The following is a 12,073-nucleotide window of genomic DNA, read 5'->3' as shown; positions in this document are numbered from 1 at the left end:
GCGATCGGTCGCCAGTGGCTCCGCGATGCGCTGCTGCCGCACCGGTTCCGGCACGTAATAGCTGGTGTCGGTCATTCCGAGCGGATCGAGCAGACGGGCCTTTTCAAAGGTGTAGAGCGACTGGCCCGACGCCACTTCGATCACACGTCCGAGGATGTCGGTCGACTGGCTGTAGTCCCAGGTCGTGCCGGGCTGGTAGGCCAGCGGCAGTTTGGCGAGGCGCTGCGAGAACTCGGCCAGTGTCGGGTCGCCCGCGCCGAGGTTCGCGGCGTTGTAGGCCTGTTTGACCAGGCCCGGGCCGAAGAATCCGTAGGTGAGGCCGGAGGTGTGGCGCATCAGGTCCTGCACGCTGATCGGCCGGCGCGCCGGCACGGTCTCAAGCACCGGCTTGCCGTCAGCGCCCGGTTTCTCTACGCCGACCGTCATGTTGGCGAACTCGGGCAGGTACATCGCAATCGGGTCGTCGAGCTTCAGCTTCCCATCTTCGACCAGCATCATCGCGGCCACCGTGGTGATCGGCTTGCTCATCGAGTAGATGCGAAAGAGGCCGTCCTTGACCATCGGCGTGCCGGCGGCGGTATCGAGCTTGCCGATGGCATCGAACCAGGCGACCTTGCCCTGACGCGACACCAGCAGCACCGCGCCGGGGATCTTGTTGGCGGCGACGTCGGCTTTCAGCACGTCGCTGAGCATCTGCAATCGTTCGCCGGACAGGCCGACGCGCTCGGGGCTGGCGGCCGGCAGCAGTTGTGCTGAGGCCAGGAGTGGCAGCGCCAGGGCGACACCGAGCAGGGTGCGGCGCGCGATGCGGTTCATGGAATTCACGGTTCTGTCTCCTTCTTGTTGGAAATGTCAGGGCGGTCTGTGCCGCCTTTTTCCCCTCAGACGCAGCGGCCGCCGTCGACCTCGATGCACACGCCCGTGATGAACGATGCCTCATCGCTCGCCAGATACAGGGCCGCATTGGCGACATCGAGCGCGGTCGAGAAACGGCCGAGCGGAATGGTGGCGCGGAACTTGGCCTTGCGTTCTTCGGTGAGCGGGCCGCCGGCGAATTCGGCCGCCAGGCCGGTGTCGGGGTTGAACACCGGGTTGATGCAGTTCACGCGGATGTTGTCGGGGCCGAGCTCGGCGGCGAGCGACTTGCTGGTCGTGATGACCGCGCCCTTCGAGCCGTTGTACCAGGTGAGGCCGGGCCGCGGACGCACGCCCGCGGTCGAGGCGATGTTGATGAAGCTGCCGCCGCCGTTGGCCTGGAAGGCCGGCACCGCGAACATCGTCGCCAGGTAGATGCTCTTCACATTGACCGCGTAGCAGCGGTCGAATTCTGCTTCGCTGACTTCGAGGGCCGGGCGGTTGCGGTGCGTCCAGCCCGCGTTGTTGACCATCGCGTCGAGCTTGCCATGGCGCTCGACGGCGGCGGCCACCAGCGCCTTCATATCGGCGGATTTCGTGACGTCGGCTGCGAAGAACGAAGCGCGGCCGCCCTCGCGCAGGATGGCGTCGACCACCAGCTGCCCCGCGGCCGGGTTGATGTCGTTCACGACGACCTGCGCGCCTTCGGCGGCCAGCCGCTTGGCGATGCCTTCGCCGATGCCGCCGCCGGCGCCGGTCACGATGATCGATTTGTCTTTGACGCGCATGGCGTGTGTCTCCAGAAGTGTGGTGAAAAAGTGAGGGGTGCCAGTGTAGGCAAGGCCGTTAGCCCCCTACACTCGATCGCTTAAATAAGAACGATTATCATTTGCAGGCCGAGGCGGGCATTCGTTTGGCATCGGCGCCTACGACGGCCAGGGGTCAATCCGTCGCCCTGCGAATCGTTCGACGTTTTAAAACCGTGACAACCGGGCCGACCGCCCTGGTGACCCGCCGCGTCCCGCGGCAAAGGAAACCCGTTCGATGGAAGACCTGCAAACCACCGCGCTACCGAGGCGCAACCGCGCCCTGCGCGAGTGGCTGGGCCTGGGCATCGTCGGTGCGGGCGTGTTGGTGCTCGTGGCGCAGTTCTGGCATGACGTGCAGGGCAATCCGGTGGTGCTGGAGGCACTCATCGGCGGCTCCGTCGCGGCATTGGCCACGGCGCTTGGCACCTTGCCGGTGTTGTTCGCGCAACGTCTCTCCGACAGGGTGCAGGACACGCTCTTCGGTTTTGGCGCAGGTGTGATGCTGGCGGCCTGCGCGTTTTCGCTCGTGATCCCCGGCATCGCAGCTGCCAAGGCCGGCACCGCGTTCGGCGGTGGCCCGTGGGTGGGCGGCGGCATCGTCGGCATCGCGATCCTGCTCGGTGGACTGGCGTTGCTGTTGATGGAGCGCGTGTTGCCGCACGAGCATTTCATCAAGGGGCGCGAAGGCCACTCGGCGCAGAAGCTGCGACGCACGTGGCTCTTCGTGATCGCGATCGCCTTGCACAACCTTCCCGAAGGGCTGGCAATCGGTGTCGGCTATGCGGGCAACGAAGGTCTGCGCGCCGACGCTCTGGCCATGGGCATCGCCATCCAGGACGTGCCGGAAGGCCTGGTCGTCGCGGTGGCGTTGCTGGCGGCCGGCTATAAGCGCTCGTTCGCGGTGACGCTCGGCATGGCCTCGGGGTTGATCGAGCCGGTGGGCGCTGTGCTGGGCGCCGCCGTTGTCGGCTACTCGGCCGCGCTGCTGCCGTGGGGGCTGGGTTTCGCGGCAGGCGCGATGCTGTTCGTCATCAGCCACGAGATCATTCCGGAGTCGCACCGCAAGGGGCACGAGGCGTGCGCGACCGGCGGCCTCATGGTCGGCTTCGTGCTGATGATGTTGCTCGACACGGCGCTCGGCTGAGCGCTGCGCTTCAAGACTCTCCGGTCGCGCTGGCTTCGCGTCCGGCGCGCGCCATGAAGCGGATCGGCTGCGGCTGATCGACCAGCACGCAGCGCTTGCCGGTGCGCTTGCAATGGTCCTGCACGCGCCAGTACGCGTCGTGGCTCACGCAGCCGGTCTGGCAAATCACGAGGTCGGCAGCGCGCAGGCTCGCTTCGAGTGCCTCGCTGTCGTCCGCATCCGCACCGTCGTGCTGCAGGAACTGGCCGCCCGCGCGCTCGATGACGCGCCGCGTGGCGCGCGCGTTCGGCGCGTCCTTGCCGATGCAGAGCACGGCCTTCTGGTGCACGTCGAGCGGCACGGCAGCGAGTTCGAGCGCTGCGCGATCTTCACGCGCGAAGGCGAGCGCCGTGTCGCGGGCGATGAGCAACGCGCGCAACTGCAGCGTGTCGGATTCGAGGCGCACGATGCGCGCCTGTTGCTCGGTCAAGAGGCCGGCACAACGCCGTTGCACCGCGCCGTATTGCGCCAGCAGCGCGCGGTGTTCGCGCAGCAGCAGGTCGACATCCGACGGTGCAGCGATCATGCGGAATCCTTTCAGTGGAAGACCGCCAGATGATAGCGATTCTTATCTTGGCTGCTTAACCGTGTCGCACCGCCACGGTCTTCAACGTGGTGAACCCGTACAGCGCCTCGAAGCCCTTTTCGCGTCCGTAGCCCGACGACTTCACGCCGCCGAAAGGCAGCTCGACACCGCCGCCCGCGCCGTAGTTGTTGATGAACACCTGGCCGGCGCGCACGCGCTTGGCCATGCGGAACTGGCGCGCGCCGTTGGTCGTCCACACGCCGGCGACCAGGCCGAACTGCGTGGCGTTGGCGAGCGAGACGGCTTCGTCTTCGTCGCTGAACTGCATCGCGGCGAGCACCGGGCCGAAGACTTCTTCCTGCGCCAAGCGGTGCATCACCGGCACGTCGCGCAGCAGCGTGGGCGCCTGGTAGAAGCCGGTCTCGGGCGCTTCCTCGACGACGATGCCTTGCGCCACCATCGGGATGCCGTCGTGCTGTGCATCGCTCAGGAAGTCCCACACGCGCTGCTGCTGCGATTGGCGGATCAGCGGACCGACGTCGAGGTCCATCGCGGCCGGGCCGACGCGCAGCGCCTCGAAGGCGTGGCCGAGGCGCTCGAGCACCAGCTCGTACACCTCGCGCTCGATCAGCACGCGCGAGCCGGCCGAACAGGTCTGGCCGCCGTTCTGCACGATCGCGTTGATGAGCACCGGAATCGCGGCGCCGAGGTCGGCGTCCGCGAAGATGATCTGCGGGCTCTTGCCGCCCAGCTCGAGCGTGACCGGGCAATGTCGCTCCGCCGCGACCTGCTGGATCAGCGTGCCGACCGACGGGCTGCCGGTGAAGCTGATGTGGTCGATGCCCGGATGCCGCGCGAGCGCATCGCCGACCTCATGGCCGTAGCCGGTGACGATGTTCAGTGCGCCCGCCGGGAACCCGACTTCGGCTGCCAGTTGTGCCACGCGGATGAGCGACAGGCAGGCGTCTTCCGCCGGCTTGACCACACACGCATTGCCCGCCGCCAGCGCGCCGCCGACGCTGCGCCCGAAGATCTGCATCGGGTAGTTCCACGGAATGACGTGGCCGGTGACGCCGTGCGGCTCGCGCCAGGTGAAGACGCTGTAGCCGTCTTGGTACGGAATGGTTTCGCCGTGCAGCTTGTCGCAGGCGCCGGCGTAGAACTCGAAGTAGCGCACCAGCGCCAGTGCATCGGCGCGCGCCTGCTTCACGGGCTTGCCGCAATCGCGTTGCTCCAGCAGCGCGAGCTCGCCGGTGTGCTCGGCGATCTTCTGCGAAAGCTTGTAGAGCAGCCGGCCGCGGTCGGCCGCGCTCACCTTGTGCCAGACGTTGTCGAAGCAGTCGCGCGCTGCGCGCACCGCGGAATCGATGTCGTCGGCGTTGCTGCGCTGCAGCTCGTCGAAGACCTGGCCATCGGAAGGATCGATGACGGGGAGGGTGCGGCCGGAGGCGGACGGCACGTTGGCGTTGGCGATGAAATTCAGTTGCATGGCGGAATTCTCCTGCAAGCGTCGCGGATCCGCTCGCGAGCGGTGCTGAGATACTCCGGCTGTGGCACAAATTTTCCAGTCCCTCTCCGCAATCCAGGCCATGGCCTGGGGTCTGCTGTTCTTCGGCAGCATCTACCTCAGCTTCGGTGCGATCACCTGGTGGCTCACGCGCAAGCTGCTGCCTGCGCTCGCTATCGGGCGCGTGCTCGACCCCCGGCCGCTGCGCGCCGGGCAGTTGCGCGAGGAGTTCACGCAGTCGGGCCTGTCGATCCTGATTTTCGGGCTTGGCATGGTGTTCCCGTGGGGATTGCTGCAGCTGGGTTGGGCCCGGCTCGCTGTAGACCCGTCGGGCTGGCGTATCGCCGCCGAGATCCTGGTGCTGGCGGTTTGGAACGACGTGCATTTCTGGATCAACCACCGCTTGCTGCACACGCGCTGGCTGCGTCGCTTCCACGGCCCGCATCACCGCTCGATGGTGAGCACGCCGTTCTCGAGCTACAGCTTCCATCCGATCGAGGCGGCCATGCTGGGCAATGTGATCCTGCTGCCGATGCTGGTGCACGACTTCAGCTTCTGGGCGCTCGCATCGGTGCCGATCTTCAGCCTGTTCTTCAACAATGTTGGGCATGCCAACTACGACTTCTTCACGCGCGTGTCGTATGGCCATTGGTTTGCCGCGAGCCGGCGCCACCATCTGCACCATGCGTGTCACAGCGGCAACTACGGCTTCCAGTTCACCTTCATGGACCGGTTGTTCAGGACACGGCTGGCGGGTGACGCAGCCGATGCGCAATTGAATGCGTTCCGGGCGCGGCAAAAAAGCTGACATGCGCGAGCGACCGCGATTGCGCAACCTCCGCGACTGGCAAAGCCTCGCCTACCTCGCCGCGCTCCCCGCGCTCGCGGCTTGGCAATGGTTCAATGGTTTCTCATGGCCGCTCTACGCGCTGCTGCTGTTCCTCACGCTCGGCATCGGCGTGATTCACCACAACCACACGCACCTGCGCATGTGGCGCGGTCGCACCGCCAATCGCGTGACGGACTTCGGCATCACGCTGCTTCAAGGCCATCCGACTTTCGTCTTCTGGCCGGCTCACGTCGCCAACCACCATCGGCATCGCCATGGACCGAAAGACGTTGCGCGCACCTATCGCTTCGCGGGCGGCGACACCAATCATCTGACCGGCTACCTCCTGCATCCGCTGCAGGCCGCTTGGGTTCTTTATCCGCTCTTCATCAACTGGTTGAAGGCGCTGCGACGCCAACGCTCCGGTGCCTTCGGCTACTGCGTCGCGCAGTACGGCGTGTGGCTCGGCTCGTGGGTGGTGCTGCTCGCCATCGACTGGAAGAAGGCGCTCGTCTTCGTGATCGTGCCGCAGCTGCACGGCCTGCACTGGCTGCTCGCGACCAACTACCTGCAGCACGCACATGCGGATGGGCATCCGCCGGGAGCGTCTGGCGATACGCAAGGGCGCACGCTCAACTACGCGCGCAACTTCGAGGGTCTGGTCAACCCGCTCCTGTTCAACATCGGGCTCCACACCGCTCACCACGAGAACCCGCATGCCCACTGGTCCGAACTCACCCGGCTGCACCGCGCGCACTACCGCCACCGCGTCGACCCCGCCCTCAACGAACGCGGCCTGGTGCCGTACATGCTGCGCGTCTACCTGCTCGGCGCGGTGCTGCCGCGCTTTCGCAGCCACTCGCTCATGGCTGTGAAGCCAACCACCCACTGAACCGACGACATGCCTGTTCCTTTCAAAAGCGTCTACCTCCAGAGCGCCGGCTACTTCATGCCGGGCGCACCCATCGGGAACGAGCAGATGGATGCGTTCATCGCGCCACTCAATCGCATGTCGCAGCGGATCAAGCGCCGCATCCTGGCCGAGAACGGCATCCGCCAACGCCACTACGCGATCGATGCCGAAGGCGAAACGGTGTTCAACAACGCGCAACTCGCAGCCGGTGCCGTGCGCGATTGCCTTCAGCGCGGTGGCGTCGATCTCGCGAGCGTGTCGCTGCTCGCGACCGGCTCTTCGGGCGGCGACACGCTGATGCCCGGCTTCGCCAACATGTTGCAGGGCGAACTCGCCGCGCCGCCGATGGAAACGTTGTCGGTGCACGGCATTTGCGCCGCGGGCGTGTCGGCGATCCAGGCGGCGGCGCAGGGCATCGAGCTCGGCGCACACACCAGCGCGCTGGCGGTCGCGAGCGAGCTGCCATCGCGGCTTTTCAAGCGCTCGCGCTTCGCGGCGCGCGGCTACGAAACGGACTTCGATTCGCACTTCCTGCGCTGGATGCTGTCCGATGGTGCCGGTGCGTTGCTGCTGTCGAATGCCGCATCACTCGCGGGCCAGCCGGGGCTCAAGCTGCGGCTGAAGTGGGTGCACCAGCGCGCGTTCTCCGGCGACTATCCGGTCTGCATGCAACTGGGCCTCACCGAAGACCGGCAAAAGGGCCACCTCGACTACGGCTCCTGGCAGGAAGCTGAAGCCGCGGGCGCACTCTCGCTGCGGCAAGACATCCGGCTGCTGCCGCATCTGTTCGACATCGGCATCCACGAGTACGCGACGCTGGTCAAGGACGGCTGGGTCGACCCGGCCCGTGTCGACCACTTTCTGTGCCACTACTCGTCCGAGAAATTCATCCCGGTCGTGGAAGACCTGATGGGCAAGGCGGGTCTCGCGATTCCGCGCGAACGCTGGTGGAGCAACCTGGCGTGGCGCGGCAACACCGGCGCGGCGTCGATCCTGATCATGCTGGCCGAGTTCTTGCACACGCGGACCGTGAAACCGGGCGAACAGATCTTTTGCTACGTGCCGGAGTCGGGTCGCTTCATGGCGGCCTACATGCTGCTCGAGGTGGAAGGCGAGGGCGCTTCGAAGTCCGAGGCCCGGCCAACGGTCCAGGCCGAGATCGCGACGCAGAAAGCGGACGTGATCGCGCCGCCGCACGACCCCGCACAGGCACCGGCCGCGTTGCGCGACCTGCTCACCGAGCTCGCGTCGATCTGGCACGACTACCGCTCACAGGTCTGGCGCACACCGCTCGTGCGCAAGATCCGCGAGCGCCGCTTCACGCCGCCCGACTACCTGAACTGGATGGAACACTGGGTGCCACAGGTGCGCGAAGGCAGCCTTTGGATGCGCGAAGGCGCGGCTTCGTTGAGCGGCGACTACGCCGCGCTCGCGGCGCTGATCGGCGTACATGCCGGCGAGGAGCAGAACGATTTCCAGATCCTGTTCGACGACTACCGCAAGGCTGGCGGCACGGTGAGCGAGATCACCGCGCTGCGGCGCAACCCGGGTGGCGAGGCGCTCAACGCCTACCTGCACGGCTTGGCCGCCACGCGCGACCCGATCGGCTTGCTGGGCGCGATCTACATCATCGAAGGCACCGGTCAGCGCATCGTGCCCGCGTTGTTGCCACTGCTGAAGGCATCGTTGTCGTTGCCGCCCGACGTGTTCCGTTTCCTCGAGTACCACGGCCACAACGACGAGCACCATTTGAGCCGCTGGCTGATGGCCGTCGAAATGGTGATGTCGCTCGACACCACCGGCCGCGCGCCGCAGCAGATCATCGACACAGCCAAACACACCGCCGCGCTGTACCTCATGCAGTTCCAGCATGTCACGCAGGACCGTTGAAGACCACGCCATGAGCACGACACCCACACCCCCGGACTTTCTTTCGAAGCCCTGGGATGAGCGCGACCCGAGCCCCTGGCTCGCGCTCTATCTCGACCAGAGCACGCCGCTGCCCGACGACGTGAAGACCGCGTGGCTCACCGATTCGAGCTCGGCCTCGCGCCAGTACCTGTTGCCTTTCTTCCGGCCACTGGCGCGCGCTTTCATCATCCTGCTGCAGGTGGTGAAGGTGTTCGTGCCGCGCAACTGGTCGCACTCCGGGCTGCTGCACCGCTTTCTCGCGTGGGGGCTCAAGCGCTTCGTGTCGCCCGAGGCGAACTGGCTGATCCTGCGGCACTTCCACCTGGGCTCGCAGGTGCTTGCCTTCATCGGGCGCAATTCGCCGGCACCGGTGGCGACGAGCCCGCTGGAGCCGGCCGACATCGACGCGCTGAAGGACCACATGTTCCTGAAGCACGACCTGAACCTCTTCAACTTCGTGATTCGCCTGAACAAGGCGCTGCGGGAGCAGGGCCTCGAACTGCGCAAGCCCCAGCACCTCGATCTGTCGATGATTCGCAACCCGGACCTGAAGCTCGAAGACATGCCGCGCGGCAAGCTCAATTTCCTCGACCTGCAGAGCGCCATCGAGCTCTTCACGCCGCTCTACCAGCTGATGCTGACCGACAACGACTTCTGGCGCGCGGCCAACTCGCTGCAGCTGGACGAGACCATCGGTATCTACACGGCCACGCTGCTCGCGGCGCCGGAGCATCTGGTGCTGGTCAATAACAAGCATCCGCTGGTGCCGCTGTCGACCTTGCGCGCCGGCCACCGGCTGGTGATCCACGGGCTCTCCACTGAAATGCTGCACAGCCTGTTGCAGCGTTTTCAGGTGGCGCAGGCCGAAGGCGTCGCGGTCAACACGACCAGCGGGCCGACCGCGGCCGCCTGAACCCCGCCGCGTCGGCATGCACGCGATTGATGTGCGCGAATCAGTGCATCGAATCCGCTGGGCGGCCAGGCCTGCGAAGCTCGTTGCGGCGCCAGCCGCATCGCATCACCACAACGACTACACATGACCACCACCTCCATCGACACCGGCACCCCCGACCTTCTCGCCTCCCTCGACACGGGCGTGCTCACCCTCACGCTCAACCGCCCCGATGCGCGCAATGCGATGTCGCGCGAGATGAACCAGGCGCTGCAAAAGCAGCTGGCATCCGCCGAGGTCGACCCGGCAGTCAAGTGCATCGTGCTCACGGGGGCCGGCAAGGGGTTTTGTGCCGGCGGCGACGTCAAGGGCATGGCCAGTTCGGGCGACGGCACCGTGGGGGCATTGACGATCGACCAGGCCATCCACGTCCAGCGCATCAACCAGCGCGAGACGGCCGGACGGTTGTTCAAGATGCCCAAGCCGACCATCGCTGCGCTACCGGGCGCAGCGGCTGGTGCCGGCCTGTCGCTGGCGCTGGCCTGCGACCTGCGCATCATGTCGAGCGCCGCGATCATGACCACCGCTTTCGCGCGCGTCGGTTTTTCGGGTGACTACGGCGGCACCTATTTCATGACGCAGCTGGTCGGCGCGGCCAAGGCGCGGCAGTTGTATTTGCTGTCGGAACGCGTGAGCGCCGAAGAGGCGCTCGCCCTCGGCCTGACCAACTGGGTGTGTGCACCCGAAGCGCTGGCCGAGCGCACTCGCGAGATTGCGCTGCGTCTGGCGAACGGCCCGACCGTCGCCTACCGCTATATGAAGGAAAACCTCAATCGTGCGATGGCCGGCGAGGTGGATGATTGCCTCGACCTCGAAGCGACGCACCACATCCATTGCGGCCAGACCGAAGACCATCGCGAAGCCAGTCGCGCCTTCGTCGAAAAGCGCGAGCCGGTGTTCAGCGGCCGCTGAAATCCATTCCCATCGACCTGACAGGCAAGACCCCATGAAGACCCGTATCACCGAACTCTTCGGCATCGAGCACCCGATCATCCAGGGCGGCATGCACTACGTCGGCTTTGCCGAGCTGGCGGCGGCCGTGTCGAACGCCGGCGGGCTCGGCATCATCACCGGCCTCACGCAGCGCACACCCGAGCTGCTGGCGCAAGAGATTGCCCGTTGCCGCGAGATGACCGACAAGCCGTTCGGCGTGAACCTCACCTTCTTGCCGACGGTGAGTTCGCCCGACTACCCGGGCTACATCAAGGCCATCATCGAAGGCGGCGTGAAAGCAGTCGAGACGGCCGGCAACAACCCGCAGAAGTGGATGCCAATGCTGCACGAGGCGGGCATCAAGGTCATCCACAAGTGCACCTCTGTGCGGCACTCGCTCAAGGCGGAGTCGATCGGTTGCGACGCCGTGAGCGTCGACGGCTTCGAGTGCGGCGGCCATCCCGGCGAAGACGACGTGCCGAACTTCATCCTGCTGCCGCGCGCGGCCGAATCGCTCAAGATTCCGTTCGTGGCGTCGGGCGGCATGGCCGACGGCCGCTCGCTGGTCGCGGCGATGGCGCTCGGCGCCGAAGGCATGAACATGGGCACGCGCTTCATCGCCACGAAGGAAGCGCCGGTGCACGAGAACGTGAAGCGCGCCATCGTCGAAGCGAGCGAACTCGACACGCGCCTGGTGATGCGCTCGCTGCGAAACACCGAGCGCGTGCTGAAGAACGATGCGGTCGACCGCCTCATCGTGAAGGAACGCGAGCTCGGCGCCAACCTCAAGTTCGAAGACATCCTCGAAGAAGTGGCCGGCGTCTATCCCAAGATCATGAAAGACGGCGACATGGATGCGGGTGCGTGGTCGTGCGGCATGGTCGCGGGCCTGATCCACGATGTGCCGACCGTGAAGGAACTGATCGACCGCATCATGGCGGAGGCCGAATCGATCATCGTCGAGCGGCTGTCGCGCGCCATCGGGCGTTGACCCGGGCTATTTGCGCAGCGCCTCGACCGCCTTGAGCATGCGCTCGACGTGCTTGTCGGGGTTGAGGTTCTGGTAGTAGTAGGCCACCTTGCCGTCGGGCGCGATCACATACGAAAGCCGGTTGGCGAAGTCGGGCCGTGTTTGCATGAGGGCGTCATAGCTCTGGATCACGGCCTTCGACTCGTCGGAGGCCACCGGGAAACGACTCTGGCAGGACTTGACTGAAAACCGGGTCAGCGTGCCGATGTCGTCTGCCGAGATGCCGATGACGGTGGCGCCCAGCGCGGCGAACTTGTCAGTGGCCTCGGCGAATGCGTGGGCTTCGAGCGAGCAGTCGCTCGAATCGGCCGCCGGAAAGAAATACACCACCACCGGCCCCTTGGCGAGAGCGTCGGCGAGCGAGTAGCGGAAGGTCTTGCCGCCCAGCGCAGCGTTCGCCGTGAACTTGGGCGCAGCATCGCCGATGTCGAGAGCGGCTTGCGCCGAAAAACCGCAGAGCGAAAGCGTCATCGCCAAGGCGGCGCGTGAGAGGATCGAATGCGATGCGTGGCCCATGATGTGGCTCCTGGCAGATGTGGCTTCGATTCTAGGTTGAGGCGCTGTCGGACAACCGGCTGAAACCGGTGCGCGCGCATCTGCGTACTCGAAACAGCCCAGAGGAAAA

Annotated in this window: 11 protein-coding genes and 1 pseudogene; 7 read left to right on the top strand and 5 right to left on the bottom strand. The window is 66.0% G+C overall.

The window, feature by feature from the left end; translation table 11 throughout:
* Positions 1-87 precede the first annotated feature (87 nt).
* Both AX767_RS22180 and AX767_RS20795 read right to left on the bottom strand, forming a co-directional pair.
* Positions 88-693: pseudogene (locus AX767_RS22180) on the bottom strand (serine hydrolase domain-containing protein); the annotation flags it as partial.
* A 188-nt stretch (positions 694-881) separates the two neighbouring features.
* Positions 882-1,643: an SDR family oxidoreductase gene (locus AX767_RS20795; RefSeq protein ID WP_068633196.1), complete on the bottom strand. Its 762-nt coding sequence runs from the start codon at positions 1,641-1,643 to the stop codon at positions 882-884.
* A 256-nt stretch (positions 1,644-1,899) separates the two neighbouring features.
* On the opposite strand from AX767_RS20795, the gene AX767_RS20790 reads away from it, so the two are divergent.
* A complete protein-coding gene (locus AX767_RS20790) occupies positions 1,900-2,808 on the top strand; it encodes a ZIP family metal transporter (protein WP_068633194.1) in 909 nt (302 codons plus the stop codon).
* 10 nt (positions 2,809-2,818) lie between these two features.
* Here AX767_RS20790 and AX767_RS20785 read toward each other — a convergent pair whose 3' ends face one another.
* Both AX767_RS20785 and AX767_RS20780 read right to left on the bottom strand, forming a co-directional pair.
* Positions 2,819-3,373 (bottom strand): DUF2325 domain-containing protein, encoded by a 555-nt coding sequence (locus tag AX767_RS20785; protein ID WP_068633193.1) that lies wholly within the window; start codon positions 3,371-3,373, stop codon positions 2,819-2,821.
* Between the two features lie 55 nt (positions 3,374-3,428).
* A complete protein-coding gene (locus tag AX767_RS20780) occupies positions 3,429-4,862 on the bottom strand; it encodes an aldehyde dehydrogenase family protein (RefSeq protein ID WP_068633191.1) in 1,434 nt (477 codons plus the stop codon).
* Between the two features lie 61 nt (positions 4,863-4,923).
* Here AX767_RS20780 and AX767_RS20775 point away from each other — a divergent pair, with 61 nt between their 5' ends.
* The 6 genes from AX767_RS20775 to AX767_RS20750 all read left to right on the top strand — a co-directional run bounded on the left by AX767_RS20775 (position 4,924) and on the right by AX767_RS20750 (position 11,409).
* Positions 4,924-5,688, top strand: a complete 765-nt coding sequence (locus AX767_RS20775) for a sterol desaturase family protein (RefSeq protein ID WP_068633189.1) — start codon at positions 4,924-4,926, stop codon at positions 5,686-5,688.
* Position 5,689: 1 nt separating this feature from the next.
* Positions 5,690-6,601 (top strand): fatty acid desaturase, encoded by a 912-nt coding sequence (locus tag AX767_RS20770; RefSeq protein WP_156481101.1) that lies wholly within the window; start codon positions 5,690-5,692, stop codon positions 6,599-6,601.
* Positions 6,602-6,610: 9 nt separating this feature from the next.
* A complete protein-coding gene (locus AX767_RS20765) occupies positions 6,611-8,512 on the top strand; it encodes a StlD/DarB family beta-ketosynthase (protein ID WP_068633185.1) in 1,902 nt (633 codons plus the stop codon).
* A 10-nt stretch (positions 8,513-8,522) separates the two neighbouring features.
* Positions 8,523-9,446, top strand: coding sequence for a DUF6999 family protein (locus AX767_RS20760; RefSeq protein WP_068633183.1), 924 nt, complete (start codon positions 8,523-8,525; stop codon positions 9,444-9,446).
* 123 nt (positions 9,447-9,569) lie between these two features.
* Complete coding sequence (locus tag AX767_RS20755; protein ID WP_068633182.1) at positions 9,570-10,397, top strand: enoyl-CoA hydratase; 828 nt, start codon at positions 9,570-9,572, stop codon at positions 10,395-10,397.
* A gap of 34 nt (positions 10,398-10,431) precedes the next feature.
* Positions 10,432-11,409 carry an NAD(P)H-dependent flavin oxidoreductase gene (locus AX767_RS20750; RefSeq protein ID WP_068633180.1) on the top strand — a complete coding sequence of 326 codons (978 nt, stop codon included), beginning with the start codon at positions 10,432-10,434 and terminating at the stop codon, positions 11,407-11,409.
* Between the two features lie 6 nt (positions 11,410-11,415).
* Here the strand turns inward: AX767_RS20750 and AX767_RS20745 are convergent, their stop codons facing one another.
* Positions 11,416-11,964, bottom strand: a complete 549-nt coding sequence (locus AX767_RS20745; protein WP_068633178.1) for a peroxiredoxin — start codon at positions 11,962-11,964, stop codon at positions 11,416-11,418.
* Positions 11,965-12,073 lie beyond the last annotated feature (109 nt).

Origin of the sequence: Variovorax sp. PAMC 28711, from assembly GCF_001577265.1 — a bacterium.
In the GTDB taxonomy this organism is placed as follows: Bacteria; Pseudomonadota; Gammaproteobacteria; order Burkholderiales; family Burkholderiaceae_C; genus Variovorax.
Note: the sequence above shows the minus strand (reverse complement) of the source record. Positions and strands in the feature narration are given on the sequence as shown.

What these genes read in the sequence shown, in the direction of transcription:
- AX767_RS20750 (WP_068633180.1), top strand. Translation starts at nt 10,432, where the DNA reads ATGAAGACCCGTATCACCGAACTCTTCGGCATCGAGCACCCGATCATC.
- AX767_RS20795 (WP_068633196.1), bottom strand. Translation starts at nt 1,643, where the DNA reads ATGCGCGTCAAAGACAAATCGATCATCGTGACCGGCGCCGGCGGCGGC.
- AX767_RS20745 (WP_068633178.1), bottom strand. Translation starts at nt 11,964, where the DNA reads ATGGGCCACGCATCGCATTCGATCCTCTCACGCGCCGCCTTGGCGATG.
- AX767_RS20755 (WP_068633182.1), top strand. Translation starts at nt 9,570, where the DNA reads ATGACCACCACCTCCATCGACACCGGCACCCCCGACCTTCTCGCCTCC.
- AX767_RS20790 (WP_068633194.1), top strand. Translation starts at nt 1,900, where the DNA reads ATGGAAGACCTGCAAACCACCGCGCTACCGAGGCGCAACCGCGCCCTG.
- AX767_RS20765 (WP_068633185.1), top strand. Translation starts at nt 6,611, where the DNA reads ATGCCTGTTCCTTTCAAAAGCGTCTACCTCCAGAGCGCCGGCTACTTC.
- AX767_RS20770 (WP_156481101.1), top strand. Translation starts at nt 5,690, where the DNA reads ATGCGCGAGCGACCGCGATTGCGCAACCTCCGCGACTGGCAAAGCCTC.
- AX767_RS20785 (WP_068633193.1), bottom strand. Translation starts at nt 3,373, where the DNA reads ATGATCGCTGCACCGTCGGATGTCGACCTGCTGCTGCGCGAACACCGC.
- AX767_RS20760 (WP_068633183.1), top strand. Translation starts at nt 8,523, where the DNA reads ATGAGCACGACACCCACACCCCCGGACTTTCTTTCGAAGCCCTGGGAT.
- AX767_RS20780 (WP_068633191.1), bottom strand. Translation starts at nt 4,862, where the DNA reads ATGCAACTGAATTTCATCGCCAACGCCAACGTGCCGTCCGCCTCCGGC.